This is a genomic window from Piscinibacter sp. PDB5-1 (assembly GCF_056676035.1).
Genome location: NZ_JBWVZL010000001.1, coordinates 252,168 through 269,115, shown reverse-complemented (window position 1 = coordinate 269,115; position 16,948 = coordinate 252,168). Strand labels below are relative to the sequence as shown.

Genomic DNA, 16,948 nt, shown 5'->3' with positions numbered 1-16,948 from the left:
GTCACTCCTTAGAACTTCTGCCTGATTACTCGTGCGGTTTGAACGAGGCCATTCAACTGTTCGGCCGAGAGCGTATACCGTACGCCGCCGTTCGGGTCGTTCATGATGTATTTCAGTCGTTCACCCGTCCCTCGGATGACACCGCCGAACTGAACGGCATGCCCGGCCCCTGCGCCTGTCTTCATACCGAGCCAGACCTGCGTCTGCTCAACCGGATCCTGGGACACCTTCTTCAGCAGACGCGCCATGTCGACATCGGCGGCATGGTGTTCCGCCACGTCAAGTCCGAGCCCCTTCAGGTAGTTCACGCTCGTCTTTGTCGCAGTTCCCTTATCGAACTTTGTCCCAAGTGTCGATGCGAGTTGTTCCGCCGAGCGGCCAATGCCGAGGTTCTTGAGAATCATCGACAGGGTCGTTGGAACGCAGGCATCGTTTCCGATGATCGGAAGGTCATGCTGGTTCAAGACCTTTCCTTCGATCGTCTGGAACAGGCGTGCTTCCCGGTAGATGTCTGCAGCATCGAGAACCCTTCCGGTGGCGCTGACCAGCCCGCCTGCTTCAAACCTGGGAAGGGCACGAAGCAGGCTCTTTCCCGCGCCAACCAGCGAACTCAGGCTGATTGGGGGTGACGTCACCGACATCAGGAGACGCTGGCCCGCTTCGCGTGCAAAAAGGGGTGGTGCGGACGAGGACTCCACGAGCCCATTCCAACCGTCCCGTCCCACGTTGCCCAAAGCTTTGAGGACGTTGAGACCGGCTTCCAAGGTGAATGCTGTTCCTCCTTCCTTGGAAATGCTCGGTAGGCTGGCATAGGCGAACTGCGGATACGCACGTTTTTGCCACGTATCGTATGTGCGCCTCGTTATGTCGCCAACATCCAATACATCGTACAGGCCCGGTTTGCTGCCAGAGATGATTCCTGCGTCCGCTGTCGACAAGTCTTGCCCATAGGCGGCGGTGACGAATTTCTTGAAGTCGTCCGAATTAGACGTCAGGGAAACCGCGGTCAGCGCAGGTATCTTCTCCCCAAGTCTGGATCCGAAGTACCTGGCCAGCAAAAGAGTGCTGTCCTTGTCTAGGCCAACGCCACCCTCGGCGATGAAGAGGGGCAGGTCCAGATGGGTTGCCAGTTCCGCGATTGATCGGTCTTGCCCCAACCGGGTTCCAATCTTTCCCTCTGTTTTTCCGTCGAGAATTCTCTCGGCATCGATGTATATCTGCTCAATCTGTTTTCCGGACACGAACGTAGCGGGGTTCTTCGTTCCGTACTCTTTCTTTGCGTCCTTATATTCGACATTGAAATCGACCTTTCGAGAATGAGGCCCGGCCTCCTGCTGACTTTCAGCAGAAAAAGTCTTATCAGCCCATTTCTTGAGAGATCGGCCAGCAGCCTCAGCGTGATCCTTCACTTGTTCCGCGAGTGATTCCCCCAACGCATTGCCGAATGCGTCTGTAGCAATCTGTCGAGTGCTGATGGTCCCGCCGCGTGCTGCTGCCGCAAAGGTGCCACTGACGAAGCCGCGTAGCGTAGACCCAGCGATTTTGGCGAGGTGCCCATCCCCAAAGTCAAAGGCAGCGGTCCCAGACTTGTAAGTCAACTGCCCGTTTTTCTCGACCACACTGGTCTTGCCATCGACGGTTTGCGTTTGCAGGTCTCCCCGCATGGCTTCGCCAATCCCAGCACCCACAGCAGCCGAGGCGACGCCCTTCCAACTGAACTTCTCTTGCAACCCGACTGCCACGTTGATGCGCTGGCTGACGGCATTGGTCACAGCGGCCCGTACTGCTGCGTTGGCGACGTTGTGAATCTTGTCGAAGGCGTTGAAACCTTGGAAGGCCCCACCCACAGCGCCGCTGATGGCTGCACTGGCTACGGCTTTCCAGCTGAACTTGTCTTGTGCCCCGATGGCCATGCCGACCAACTGGCTGGCGACGGAACCGGCCGCAGCACCCAATGCACCCGCAAGGACGGGGCCCATGGTTGGGCCCAGCGCCCCAGCAGTCCAAACGGTCACCACAACCGCCACCACGACCATGATGATCTGGCCAATGACGCCGCATCCCTTCTTGGGCGGCGGCGGTGCCGGCAGGTTCGGCGACGTGTCCCCGGTGATCGCGCTCGCGTCGTAGGTCTTGAAGGTGCTTGCGTTGTTGTGGACCGAGCCCACGACGCTCGGGATGCTCAGCGTCTGGCCGACGCGCAGGTCGCGGTCGCTGCTGAGGCCGTTGGCCTCGGCGATCTTCCACCACAGCTTTTCGTCGCCGTAGGCGCTGCGGGCAATGGCGCGCAGGCTCTCACCGGCGCGGCTGGTGTAGCTGCCCACGCTGGCGGCGGGGTGGTTGCCGGTGATCTTCTGGTAGCTGAAGTTGAAGTCGGCGACTTGCTCCCAGCCGTTGCGGTTGGCGTTGAGCTGCATGCCGTAGCGGCCCACGACCTCGCCGTTGGCGATGACCTGGCGTTGCACGTTGCCGCCCTGGTTGACGAACAAGGCGCGGCCGCCCTGGTCGTTGACGAAGGTGCGGTTGCGGCTGCCGTCGGTGTGGTCGGTCACGCTGACGAGGTTGCCGCTCGCGTCGTAGCCCATGGTCGAGGTGCCGGGCTGGTTGTGCGTGCTGACCCCGTCGATGCGCGCTTCTTTGTAGCCTTCGAAGCGCTTGAGTGTGCTGTTGTAGGTGTGGGTGTACGCGTTGGGCACCGTGACCCGGTAGCTGGTCTGGTTGCCGGCTGCGTCGTACACGTGGTCGTGCGTTGCGTTGAGCACGCTACTGGCGTTGGCGTTGAAGGTGTGATGCGACAGCATGCGCCCGTTGCCGTCGTAGCGGTAGCGGTGGTTCTCGAGGCCGATGGTCTGGCCTGAGGGCACGCCTTCGTTCAAGCGGGCGGCGTAGTTCGTGTCGAGGTTGAGCGGGCCGCTTTCGATCAGCCGGCCCATGTGGTCGTAGCGCCGGTTGTCCACCGTGCGCTGGCTGGGCATGTTGACCACGCCTTCGAAGATGCCGTCACCGTTGCTGTCGGCCAGGTGGGCCGCACCGCGCTTGACCTCGCTCAGGCGGTTGAGCGCGTCGTAGGTGTAGGTCTCTTGGGTGATGCCGTGCTGGCGGGTGTACTCGATGGGTACGTTGTTGACGACGGCTTCGAGCTCTTGGTAGTAGATGTTGCCGGCTTCGTCGCGCGAGCCGGTGTCGTACACGAGGCGGCCGTTGTACTGCACGAGGCGCGGGTCGTTGGTGGGCAGCACGTAGCCGTCCCACAGGTACACGTAGCCGCCGAACTCGTTGTTGCCCGCGATGACGCGGTAGCCCGCGAGGTTGGACGTTCCGCCGCTCTGCACCACCACGTTGCCGTGGTAGGTGTCGCTGGTGCGGTTGCCATTCTTGTCGTAGGTGAGGATGTGGCCGAGCGAGATGCGCTTGGACGCGTCGGTGGGCGCGTTGGGGTCGGCCATCCAGCTGATGTTGCCGGCGGCATCGACCGCATCGACGACGACCTGGCGGTTCATCTCGTCGTACTTGAAGTAGCGGTTGCGCAGGTGGGTGGCGTCAGACGCCACGGTGTTGTTGGCCGCGAAGGCCACGCGCGTGCCGATGAAGGTGCGGTTGCCCACACCGTCGTAGTCCATGTCGATGTAGACGCGGCCGTCGCTCACGTGCCGCAGGCGGCCGTGGGCGTCGTAGGCCATCAGGTTGTCCTGGTAGACCTCGTCGTAGGTGGCGGTGCTGCCGGGGCGTGTGGTGTTTTGCACCGTGCGCTCGCGCACGCGGTTGCCGGCGGCGTCGTACACGTAGGTGCTCGAGCGCTTGAGCTGGTAGTCGTACACGCTCGTCAGCTGGCCACGCGCGTCGTAGGCGAAGGCCTGGTACAGGCCGCTGCTGTAGCGGCTGTTGGTGGTCGAAGTGGTGAGCCCGGTGTAGCTGTCGATGTTGTAGAAGATGCGCGCGCCACCCAGGTCGGTGTGGTTCAGGGTGCGGCCGAAGTAGTCCAGCTGCCAGGTCATGGCGATGCTGTTGCCGTCGATCTCGGCGCTCTTGCGGCCGTAGGCGTCGTACAGGGTGCGCGTGGTCTGGCCGTTCTGCGTGGTGCTGATCACGCGGCCGGCCAGGTCATAGGCGTAGCTGACGCTTTCGGTCGGCACGCTGCCCTGGTTGCTGGCGGTGCCCTTGCTGGTGAGCGTCTTGCGGCCCAGCTCGTCGTAGGCGTTGTACTCGTAGATGCCGGCCGAGAACGACGAGGTCTGCAGCTGGTCGTTGATGCGCCAGACGTTGACGGTGTTGTACGAAGCGCCGTGGTAGGTGTGGGTCAGGCGACCCAGGCGGTCGTAGTGGTAGCGGGTGGTGTGGGCGTCGCGCTTGGACAGGTTGTGGTTGCCCTCGGCGTCGATCGTGCGCACCTTGTTGCCCAGGGCGTCGTAGGTGTGGGTGATCACGCCATCGTCGGCATGACGCTCGGCGATCACGTTGCCGCTGGCGTCGTAGACCTGGCCGTTGAGGTTGCCGTTGGCATCGCGCACACCGACTTGGCGGCCGAGTGCGTCGTAGTAGGTCTGGGTGACGGGGCCACCGCTGCCACCGTTGCTGGTGGGGCGCGTTTCGCGCACGACCTGGTTGTTGCCGTTGTAGGCGTAGGTGGTCTTCCAGTCGGCGTTGCGCACGTCGCTGACCGACACCACGTTGCCCCAGCGGTCGAACTCTTGGGTGACGCGCGGTGCGGCTTGCGCCGCGTTGTTTTGGGTGTTGCCGCTGCCGGGGTTGAAGGTGCCCTGGCTGACCAGGGTGCGCGCCTGGCCCGGTGCCGTGCGGTACACGGCGTAGTCGTAGTTGCCGGCGGCGAGGTGGGTGACGTTGGCGCGCAGCATGCGGCCGAAGTCGGTGGTGGCCAAGACCGTGCCGCCACTGTGTTCGATGGTGGTGACGGCGTTGTCCACTCCGTCTTGCGAGACGGGGATGTCGAGCACGCGGGCGTAGACGCCCGGGCCGCGGTAGGGAATGGCTTCGACCCATTCGCCGCGGGCGTTCTTCTTCTCGACACGGATCGCGGTGACGGCGCTCAAACCACCGTGGGGTGAGTTGTCGGCATCGCCCCAGCTGATGCTGGCGCCGGTGGCCGCCTCGGCCGAGGTGAAGTGGCGCGTGAGGTCGCGTGCCACGCCGGCCTGGTACTGGCCCGGCACCCAGTACGACGCCTGGTACTCGGTGCCCGCCGTCCAGTAGCCCGGGGTGACTTCGTAGCCAGCCGTGACGTAGTAGGCCGTGACCCGGATGTCGCCGTTGCCCAGGGTGCTGAGGTCGCTCCAGCTCAGGTCGAGGCGGTTGGTGCCGGGCCAGTAGGTGCCGCCAGCCTGGTATTCGTTGCCAGACATGACAACACCCGATGTGCTGGAACCCACGCTCATGCCCACGCTCAGGCTGCGGGTGTTGACCGCCCCATCGGTGCTTGCCACCTGTGGCAGCACTTGCCTCACTGCGCGACCGAGGTCGTCGTAGTGCGTTTCGGCACGACGCACCCCGGTGTTGCTCGCCGCTTCTTGGGCGTTGGCGTGCCACTCGACCTTGGTGCTGGTGCTGAGGGTGTTGCGCAGTTCGGCCGTCACGCGGCCCTGCAGGTCATGCAGGTTGATGCGGTAGACGCCGTCGCCCTGGTTGGTGCGCCACAGGCGGCCGGCGTTGTCGTACTCGAAGCGTTCTTGCGCGCCGCCGTTGACGCCCTTGGTGGTGACTTCACCGAAGGCGTTGTAGGTCAGCTGCGTCTGGTTGAAGTTCGGCGTGCCATTGATCGCGGCCGAACCGTTCAACTGGCTGCCCGAGCCCGACCAGACCAGCACACCGCCCTGGCGCACGCGCACGGCGCTGACCGAGGCGACACCCATGTCGCCGGTTTCACCGTTTTGCCACTGGAAGGCCACGCCGCCGGCCGCGTCTTGCGCCGAGCGGGTGAGGCTGCGCGACGTCGTCCGGCCTGCGGCCCAGTCGTAGATCGGGTAGCTCTCGTTGTAGCCCGCGAAGGTGACGTAGCCCTGGCTCTGGTAATCGACTTCGATGACGACGTCGCCGCCCTGCAGGTTGACCATCGACGTGCCATCGGCCCGGATGGACCACAGCAGGTCGATCGTGTTCCACCCGCCGTGGTTGCCCATCCAGGGCACATGGTTGCCGGCGTTGCCCGCGATGCGCGTGGTGACACCGCCCTGCAACTGCTGCTGCGAGCCCGGCTCGATGGTGTTGATGAGCTGGCCGAGCTTGTCGTACTGGAAGACCTGGTACACGGTGCCGGCTTGCCCCTGGGTGACCGGGCCCGTCACCGGGCCCGACTCGCCCCAGTAAAGGATGGCGCCGCCGGTGTTGCCCACCACCGGCTGCCAGGTCTTGGCGACCTGCCCGCGGGCGTTGTACGACACGTAGCTGCTGTTGCCCAGCGCATCGGTGGTCTGCACGGCGTGGCCTTGCAGGTCGTAGCGGGTGAGGGTGTAGCGGTCGAGGTTGGCGTTGGGTGTCCAGCCGTAGCCGGTGGTGTTCGAGTACGACGCGCCACCCGAGGCTTCGGTCTGCCGCACCACGTTGCCGTAGGCGTCGCGGTCGAACACGGTCAGCGGGGTGACGTTGGTTGAGCCATCGCCGCCCCTGCGCGTGGGGGCGCTCACCGCCAGCACGCGGCCCAGCGCGTCGTAGTGGCTCCAGGTTTCGCCCTGCAGCGCATCGACGGTGCGCGTGAGATTGCCCACCGCGTCGTAGCTGTAGCGGGTGGTCAGGTCTTGCACCGACGCGCTGCCGGTGGTCACCCCCGGCGTGGTGCTGCTTGCCAGCGCGCCGCGGCGGGTCTCGGCGGTCTTGCGGTTCAGGCGGTCGTAGCTGTACTCGGTGGTGCGGTCGAAGCTGCCGGTGCCGCTGGGGTTGGCGGTGGCCAGCGTCGGCGTGGCCGGTGCATTGCGCCAGCCATCGGCCGTGGGCCGTGCAATGGCGTTGGCGTACTCGGTGACCGAGATGAGGTTGCCCGACGCGTCGTAGCGCTGGCGGGTCACGTAACCCAGCGCGTCCACGCTGGCGATGCGCCGGCCCGCCGCGTCGTAGTGGTGCTGCGTGTAGATCGACTCGGTGGCCGACTTCTTCTCGGCCAGTTGCACCAGTTCGCCGAACGCGTTGTAGGTGCTCGACGTGGTCTTGCGGTCGCTGCTGCCACCACCCGCGGTGGGGTTGTAGTTGAAGACCAGCGGTTCACGCACCTGCACCACACGGCCTGCGCGGTCGTAGTCGGTTTCGAGCCTGCGGTCGAGGCTGCTGGCGCTGATCGCGGCTTGAACCTGGGCCACACTCAGGGTCTGAGCCCCGCCGCTGGTCAGCGTCGTGCGGTTGGCGTGGCGCGTCACCGCCACGGCCTGCCCGAAGGCGTTGCGCTGGTGGTGGGTGACGTAGCCTTCGGCATCGACGTCATAGACCACGCGGCCCATGGCGTCGTAGGCCTTGAAGCTCACCGAACCGGCCACGTCGGTGTTGGCCACCGCGTTGCCCAAGGCGTCGTAGACGGTCTGGGTGAAGACTTCGCGCTGTTCTTCGCGGCGCTGGGCGGCGCCATAGCCCGCAGCCCCGTTGGTGGCCACGGCCGCGACGGCCTCGTTGTAGACCCCGAAGCTCGGGTAGGTCACCCGCACCTGGCGGCCTACCGCGTCGTAGGCATAGCGCGTGGTGCGTTGTTCGGCCAAGCCCTCGGCTTCGGTGCGCGAAAGCAGGTTGCCCACCGCGTCATAGACCATGCGTGTGGTCAGGCGGCGCGAAACCCCATCGACGAACTGCAGGTCGTCCACGGCGTTCACCGACACCCCCGCCACCACCACGTGCGGGCTGACCTCGGTGACCATGCGACCCACCGCGTCGTAGGTGTAGTTCCAGACGCTGTTCTTCTTGTTGGTGAAGCTGAGCTTGTTGCCACCCGCGTCGTAGGTGTAGCGCTCGATGTTGCCTTCGGCGTCGGTGGTGTTCAGGACGCGGCCGGCGGTGTCGTAGACATGGCGGGTGGTGCGGTCACGATTGCTGTCGGCGATGCTGGTGAGGAAGGCCCGGAACTGAGCGTCTGTGCCCACTTGGGTGGTCGAGGTGCGAATCTGCTCTGCGAAGCCGCTGATTTGCCAGCGCTGGGTTTCCAGATGGTTGCCGGTGGTGGCGAACTCATCGAAATTGTCGATGAGCACGTCGCCGCGCTGCACGCTGTTCACGCGTACGTTGTCATAGACGACGAAGTGGCTGTTGTCGCTGGAGCCGACATCGCCGTAGATGTAGAGCCACATTTGATCGTCGTGGCTCATCGTGCGAGACACGGTCAGCGTGCGCCAGCCATCGTCGCCCCATGCGCCGGTTTCGATCGAGTTGTCGTATGGGTTGTTACCCCCCGCATCGCCGAGGAATACATAGCCCATTGCGTTCGAGGCCGATTTGAATCGAACGGTTGCGGTGACGACGTCGCCCGCCGCGAACGACCCGAGGTACTTCGAAGCGGATCGGTTCGTGCCCTCTCGGTGCCACAACTTCAAGGCCCCCTCGCTCGGGACCGTGTTGGCCAGTTGCGTGGTCTTGGTGACGCGCCCTGCGGCGTCGTACTCGTACTGAGTGACCGCCCCGGTGGCATCGATGCTGTGGGTCTGCCGGCCCGCAGCGTCGTAGAGGCTGCGGGTGGCACGATCCTTGGTCGCGTCCAACAGGGTGGGCAAGAACGCGGCCAGTTGACCCTGGCTGCCGATTTGCAACGGGTTGACTTGCACCAACTCGGTGGTGGCTCCGATGCCCCAGTTGGCGGCATTGAAGTTCTCGAAGTCCTCGGCCACCACAACGCCCTGGCGAGAGCTGGTGACGATCAGGTTGTCATAGACGACGCCGGTGTTCGGGTCTGACGAACCAGTCTGGTTGTAGATGAAGACACCCATGATGTCGTCGTGCGACATAGTGCGGGTCAGCGTGATGGTCTGCCAACCATCGTCGCCCATCACGGAGTTGCCCACGCAGTTGTCGTAGGGGTCTGCGCCGCCGGCATCGCCCAGGAACATCTCGCCGCGCAAGCCCGGAGGGGCCTTGAAGCGCACCGACGCGGTCACGACATCACCCGCAGTGAACGTGCCGAAATTGCTCTTGTAGATCGCGTGCCACTGGCCGTCGGCGTTCTTGATCTTGAGGGCCATGCCCGTTGGCACTTGATTGGCCAACTCACGCTTGGTCGTGACGCGGCCGGCCGCGTCGTACTCGTACTGCGTCACCGAGCCCGCAGCGTCCACGCTGAAGGTCTGCCGGCCGGCCGCGTCATAAACCTGACGCGAGACCGCATCCCGAGCCGCATCCGCCACCACCGGCGGATCACTCAACCCATTCCAAGCCGCGAGGTTGATCGCATTCGCATACGCAACGCGGGTGGTCACATTGCCCCCCGCGTCATAACGCAACTCCGTGACCGCCCCGACCCCGTCCACGGTGAAGCGCAGCCGGCCATCCCGGTCATACCGGTTGGCCTGGATCGCATCGCGCCCGGCACTCGCCACCACCAGCGCCTGCACCTGCGCCGTCGTGGCGGCCGTGGTCGGCGCCGGCAGCGCCGCCAGGTTGATCGCCGTCACATAGCGCGTCGTGCGGCTCACGCGCCCCTCGGCGTCATACGCCGTGTGGCTCACCCCGCCGGTGCCATCGACCGTGTAGACCACCCGGTCGTTCGCGTCGTAGGTGTAGCGCGTCACGGCGCCATTGGCGTCGGTGCGGCTCGTCACGTTGCCGTTCGCGTCGTAGCGGTACGAACTCGTCAGGTTCAGCCCCGTCGGGTCCACCTGCTCCAGCGTGCGCCGGCCCAGCTTGTCGTAGGTGTAGCGCGTGACCGTGCCCCGCGGGTCCGTCACCGTCAGCGCCTTGCCCCGCCCGTCGTAGCTGTAGCTCGTCACCAGCGCCAGCCCCGCCGGATCGACGATCTGGCGCAGCACCTGGCCCTTCAAGTCGTACTCGGTGCGAGTGACCGTCCCGGCCGGGTCTGTGACGCTGACCTGCTGGCCCTTGGCGTCGTAGCCATAGGTGGTCACCAGGTTCAGCCCCAGTGGATCGACCCGGCGCGTCAGCAAGCGGCTCGCCGCGTCATACGTGTAGACCGTGCGCGTGCCCAGCGCATCCGCGCTCTCGACCAGCCGGCTCGCCCCGTCGTAGGCGCTGCGCGTCACCTGGCCCAGCGCGTCCGTGGCGGACTGCAGGTTGCCATTGCGGTCATAGGTGTAGGCCGTGACCCCACCGCGCCCGTCCGTGACGCTGAGCGTCTGCCCATGGCGCGTGCGCGTGCTCGTCACCGAGACGCCTTCGGGCGTCGTGACCGTGCTGCTGCGCTGGGTGTCGCTGTAGGTATAGGTGGTGACCTGACCGAGTGCATCGGTCTGGGTGCGCACGCGGCCGAAGGCGTCCCAGGTGCTGGAACGCACCGCGCCGGGGTGGCTGGTCTGCACCACCCGGCCCAGGCGGTCGTAGGCCTGGCTGCGCACATTGCCGTTCGCGTCGGTCGTCTGAACCACGCGGCCGAAGGCATCGTGCTGGGCGTAGCTGCTGGCGCGTTGCCCGTAAAAGTCGGTCGTGGTGATCCTCACCAGACCGCGCCGGTCACGCTCAGAGAGGGTCACGGCGGTCTCGCCGCCATACACCTGGTACAGCCAAGTGTGCTCACCGAAGGTGTTGTAGTACTGCGTGGTGTAGCTGCCCGGGGCCGTCTCGGTGGTTTGCACTTGGCCATTGGCCGTGTAGCTGTACAGCACGCGGCTGTCCAGGCTGGCATTGCGCACGCCGTTGAGCGCGTTGGTCAAAGCCGCAGACATCAAGCCCCCGGCGAGCCCGACGACCGAGATGCGCGTGCCGTAACGGGTCGTGGCTTCGAGCTGGTTCAGCGCGTTGTAGTGGCGCTCTTCCACCTCGCCCATCGCGTTGACGGTGTGGGTGAGTTGCCCGTCGCCGTTGTAGAAGAAGAGCGTCTTCGCCCCCGCCGCATCGGTGCTGCTGATGCGCCGGCCGGCGGCGTCGTAGCTGTGGGTCACGCTGTGCTGCGCCCAGACCGCGTCGGCCTGGGCGGGGCTCAGGTCACGCCCCAAGCGGGCGGCGCCTTCACCCGACAGCTCGGCCACCAGGCGGCCTTGGGCGTCGTAGCGGGCGGCGCTGGTGCGCGCTTCGGCGCTGCCGGCGGCCCGCGTGCTCGAGACGAGGTTGCCCACCGCGTCGTAGACGAAGCGGGTGACCGTGCCTTCGGCATCGACCGACTGGATGACGCGGCCCAGCGCGTCGTAGTCGGCGCGCGTGGTCTGGTCGGCAGACGATGCCGCCGGGCGCAGCGTGGACAGCGGGTTCCACGGGTTGACGTAACCCGACACCGGGGTGGCGTAGCGCAGCGTGCGCACCAGGTGGCCGCTCGGGTCGTAGGTGTTCTCGGTGAGGTAATTCTCGGCGTCGACCTGGCCGATCACCTGGCCGCGGGCGTTGTAGAGGGTGACGCTGCGTTGGTCTTGGGCCGAAGCCGCCGGGCGCAGTTGGGCCAGGGTGCCGCTGGCCCACTGGGCGCTGGGCGAGGCGGTGGCGTAGCGCACCGAGGTGCTCAGGCGGCCGGCCGCGTCGTAGCTGAGTTCGGTGAGGTAGCCCTCGGCGTCGAGCGAACCCTGCAGCAGGCCGTCGGCGCTGTAGAGGTTGCGGCTGCGGCGGTCGGTGCTGTGGGCGACCGGGGTGGCGACGGCGTCCCACGGGCGGGTGGTGGCGGTGATGTTGGCCGCGTTGACCGGGTTGGCCCAGCGCACCAGGTCGGTGACACGCGAGGCGCCGTCGTAACGGGTCTCGGTGACGTTGCCCAGCGCGTCGATGGTCTTGGCCAGTCGGTTGGCGTTGTCGTAGAGGTTCCAGCTGGTGGTGCGGGCGCCGCCCGGGCGGGGCAGGCTGCTGCCCAGCTGCACGTTGTTGGGGTTGCCGTAGCCGTCGAGCAGGTGGCCGAGGTTGACCCGCTCGGCATAGCGAATCGTCTGGGTCAGCAGGCCGCTGATGTTGTAGACGTACTCGGTCAAGGAGCCGTCGGCGTCCACATCGGCGACCTTGCGGCCGGCTTCGTCGTAGACGAACCAGTTGCGCACGCCGGTCGGGTCTTGCGTCATGCGCAAGCGGCCACCCGCGTCGTAGACGTAGCGGGTCTCGGGCTTGCCGAAGTGCAGGTTGGTGATGCGTGCGCCGACGTTGAAGATGGACGAGTCGGCGTACAGCTTGTGCGGGATGTTGGCGGTGACGCTGCGCAGCACGGTGCCATTGCGCAGGTAGCGTACGGTGCTGCCGTCGTAGACGACGGTGAACACGTCGCCTGCGGCATAAGCGCCGACGTCACCCCGGTATTGATTGTTCTCGTAGATTTCGAGGCGACCGTTGGAAGCGCAAAACAGAGCGAAATCGATCGAGCGGTAGTCGTTGTCCCATTCGGGGTCGGAGTTCAGACCCACCATCAGACTCTTGTCGCTCGTGGCGGGCGAGAAGCTCACTGATGCCCCGCCCACGTGACCGACGCGACTGCGGAAACCGGCATCCCAGTCCGTGGCACCGCTCAGTTTGGTGGCGGCATCGTTGCCGACGGCCACTGTTCCCGAACTGAAGTAGGCCGGTTGCGTGAAGCTCAGGTTCGTGACCTTGGTGCCCACCTCGTGGAACGACGAATCGGCGTACAGCGGCTGGGTGATCTGGCCGACGACCGAGCGCAGCACCTCGCCGTTGCGCAGGTAGCGCACGGCGCTGCCGTCGTAGACCACCTCCAGCTTGTCGCTAACGGCGTAGGTGCCGAAGCTGCCTGCGTAACTGCCGTTTTCGTAAACCTGCAGCCAGCCGCCGGCGACGGCATACAGCGCGAAGTCGATGGACCCGTAGCTGTGGTTCACGCCCGGGTCGGTGTTCAAACCGACCATCACGTGCTTGTCAGTCTGGGCGGCCGAGAAGCTCACCGACGCGCCGCCCACGTAGCCCTCGCGGCTGCGGAAGCCCGCGTCCCAGCCGCTGCCGCCGCCGGTCTTTTGCGCGGTGCCGTCATGCAAGACGAGGTGGGTCGAATTGATCCAATTCGGCTGCTCGAAGCGGATGTTGTTGGCTTGGCTGCCCACGGTGACGAACGACGAGTCCGCGTACAGCGGATGGCGAATGTCCACCGCGACCGAGCGCAGATCGACACCGTTGCGCAGGTAGCGAATCTGGCCGCCGTCGTAGACGACTTCGAGCGTGTCGCCGGCGTTGTAGCTGCCGAGCTCTTGCCCATGCGAACCGTTCTCGTAGACCGCCAGGCTGCCGTCGGGACGGCAGTAGAACGCGTAGTCGATGGAGGCGTAGTGGTTGTCGGAGCTCGGGTCTGCCGTGAGGCCCACCATGAGGTAGGCGTTCTGGTTCGGTTGGAAGCTGACCGAAGCGCCGCCGGTGAAGCCGCTGGTGCTTCGGAAGCCCGCCGCCCAGTCGTGGGACCCCGAGACCTTCTCGGCGCGCCCGCCGGCCACGGCCATCTCGGGAGAACCCACCAGCAGGGGCATGCTGGTCGATGCCGCTGTCTGCGAACCCACAGGGCTCATGTGCGCAGTGGTCACGAACCCGGGCTGGGTGAACTGCAGCGAATGGATTTCGGCGCCGACCTCGACGAAGCTCGAATCGGCGTACAGCGGGTGGCTGATCGACGCCGCGACGCTGCGCAGCACCTGCCCGTTGGAGAGGTAGCGCACGAACGACCCGTCGTACACCACCTCGAGCTTGTCGCCGACGGCATAGGTGCCGAAGCTGCCGACGAAGCCGCCGCTTTCGTAGATCTGCAGGTAGCCACCGGCGATGCAGTACCACGCGTAGTCGATCGACGAATAGCTGCTGTCCGAGCCGGGGTCGGTGTTCAAGCCGACCATCAGGTGGCCATCGGTGCGCGCGGGCGCGAAGCTCACGGCCGCACCCCCGGTGTAGCCCTGTCGGCTGTGCACGCCCGAGTCCCAGTTGTGAGCGCCGCCCGTCTTGACCACGTGCCCGCCGCTGACGCTCATGCCCGACGATGCGGCCAGCCAACTGCCGTCGGTGGGGTTCGCGGACGATGCACTGGGGGCGGTGCCGCCCGACACGCGGATGTTGCCCACCCGTGCGCCCACGTCATGGAACGACGAATCGGCGAACAGCGGGCCTTGAACGCTGACCTCACGCGAGTACAGCGCCACGCCATTGCGCAGGTAGCGGATGTGGCTGCCGTCGTAGGCCACCTGCAGGTCGTCGCCTGCGGCGTAGGAGGCGCCGAGTTCCTGGATGAAGACGCCGTTCTCGTAGATTTGCAGCCGCCCGCCTGGAATGCAGTACAGCGCGAAGTCGATGGTCCCGTAGCTGTCGTTCGCGGCCGGGTCAGAGTTCAGGCCCACCATGAAGTGGCGGTCCGTCTGAAGCGCCTGGAAGGTGACCGAGGCGTTGCCCTCATAGCCCTGCCGGCTGCGGAATCCGCCCGACCATCCCGGGCTGCTGACCTTCTCGGCCGAGTTGTTGGTCACCAACATCTCGGCGCTGGCGATGAACGCCGGTGGGCCGAACTGGATGTCGGTGACGTAGCCGCCGACGTCGTGGAACGACGAGTCGGCATACAGCGGGACGCTGATCTGGGCCGCCACCGAGCGCAGCACGGTGCCGTTGCGCAGGTAGCGCACGTGGGCCCCGTCGTAGACCACGCTCAGGGTGTCGCCGACCTCGTAGCTGCCCACATGCTGGATGTGAGCCCCGCTCTCATAGATGATGAGTGCGCCATTCGGATGAACGTAGAACGCGTAGTCGATCGAGTAGTAGCTGTCGTTGATGGCCGGGTCTGAGTTCAGCCCGACCATCAGGTGCTTGTCGGTTTGTGCCGGCGAGAAGCTGACCGCCGCCCCGCCCGTGAAGCCCTCACGGCTGCGGAACCCCGCGCTCCATTCAGCCGACCCACTGGTCTTGCCGAAGCTGTCCGCACTGACCCGCCCGTTCGGGCTGATGAAGTCCTCGCGTGTGGCCGCGCCCGCAGCAGCCGGCGCAACCGGCGTCTCCTGCCCGGCCGCGATCAGCCGCCCGGCCCGGTCGTAGGTGCTGGTGGTCACCAGCCCGTTGGCTGCCGTGACGCTGGTGCGGTTGTGCGCGTCGTCGTAGGCGTTGGTGGTGGTGTTGCCCGCCGCATCGGTGCTGGCCAGCACCCGGCCCAACCCGTCGTAGACGAAGCTCGTGTTGCCGCTGGGCGCGATGGTGCGCAGCAACTGCCCCGCCTGGTCGTAGACGAACTGCGTCGTGCTGGCCGTGGCGTCCGCCACGCCTTGTCCGTTGCTGGCCACGCTGGCGTAGCTGGTCGTGCGCTGCACCTGCCCGCGGAAGTCATAAGCCGTGTCCACCCGCTGCGTTTGGGTGCGGTCTTGCCCGTTGGCCCAGCCGACCATGTCGGCCTCGCTCGGCACGTTGAGATGGCCCAGGCTGCCCACCGGGTAGAACGCACCGGTGTAGGTGATGCTTGCCGTGCGCTGACCGAAGCCGTCGTACTGGTGCTCGGTGACCCGGCCCTCGGCGCTCAGGCTGAAGCGCAACTGGTTGCGGTTGCCACCGTCGTAGACGAAGCGGTTCGTGACCGGCGTGGCCGCGGTGGCGCCCCCGGCGCCGTCCGGGTCGGGCGTCAGGTAGGCCGTCTCGGTGATGAGCTGGTTGCGCGCGTCGTAGCTGCGCGTGACCGTGTTGCCCGCCGCATCGCGCTGCAGCACCTGGTTGCCGCGCGCGTCGTACTCCATGGTGACGACACGGCCGTCGGGGTCGGTGACCTGGGTCAGGTCGCCGTTGGTGTTGTAGGCGAACTGCGTGAGCGCCGTCACGCCGCCCACCGCCGGGGCGGTGATGCTGGTGAACTGCCCGGCCGCATCGAAGGCATAGACCGTGCGCTGGCCCAGCGGGTCGATCACCGTGGTGCGGCGGTTGGCCGTGTCGTACTCGAACTGCGTGACCTGGCCGAGCGCGTCGGTCAGCGTCTGCACGCGGTACTCGCCGCCCACCTGCACGTAGGTGATGGCCAGGCGGGTGCCATCGGTCTGCGCCAGGCCGGTGACGCGCCGGCTGGTGCCGTCGTAGGTGTAGGTGGTGCGGTACACCCGGCCGTCGGCGACGCTGTTGTCTTCGGGCGTGAGGTCCACCGTGACCTCGCTCAGCCGGTTCTGGGCGTCGTAGCTGTAGCGGGTGCGGATGAGCGAGCTGCCGTCGGCGCGCACCGTGCGCACCTGGGTGATGTTGTTGCCGCTGTAGTCGAGGTGGGTCGTCTCGCCGCTGGCGCTGCGCATGCTGAGCAAGACCCCCAAGCCGTCGTAGCCGTACTCGACAGTGTTGCCACTGGGGTCAGCCCGCCGGCGCAGCCAGCCCGAGCCCCCGTCGTAGTGCTCTTGCACGCCGGTGTCACCGTCCACCCAAACATAGCGGTAAGCCCCGCCATCGAAGGTGATGCGGTCGTGGGCACCACCGCCCGCACTGCTCACATACGCACCGCTGCTGGTGTCGAAGGTGTAGACGGCGCGGGCACCATCGCGATCCACGCGGTGCACTTGGCTGCCCACACCGTTGAGTGCACCCACCTGGAACAGCTGTTGCTGGTAGATGCCATGCGACCAGTTGTCGCCGTTCTCGTCGGTCAGCTGGCCCTGGCTGTTGTAGGTGCGAACGGCGGCTGCATCGGGGCCCCGCCCGGCCAGAAGTTCGTCGCGGCCTTGCAGCACCAGGTTGCCGTTGACGACGTTGACGTAGGCCAGTTCACCCCCGCGCCCCTGGGCGGCCGAACCGGCGACCCCGCGCTGGCCCAGCGTGGCCAAAGAAGTCAGGCTCAGGCCCAGGCTGTTGCCACCGACGATCGCTACCATTTGTGCTCCCTCTGCGGATGCCGTGCACACCGGGTGGTGCACGCTTGTTTGTTGTTCGGTCTCAGGGGCGGTACCCCTACGAACCAATA

General features: G+C 66.1%; 1 protein-coding gene. It reads right to left on the bottom strand.

Annotated features, from left to right (window positions below):
• Nucleotides 1-8: 8 nt before the first annotated feature.
• Nucleotides 9-16,859 carry a LysM peptidoglycan-binding domain-containing protein gene (locus AC1KAT_RS01195; RefSeq protein WP_480321938.1) on the bottom strand — a complete coding sequence of 5,617 codons (16,851 nt, stop codon included), beginning with the start codon at nt 16,857-16,859 and terminating at the stop codon, nt 9-11.
• Nucleotides 16,860-16,948 lie beyond the last annotated feature (89 nt).

What these genes read in the sequence shown, in the direction of transcription:
- AC1KAT_RS01195 (WP_480321938.1), bottom strand. Translation starts at nt 16,859, where the DNA reads ATGGTAGCGATCGTCGGTGGCAACAGCCTGGGCCTGAGCCTGACTTCT.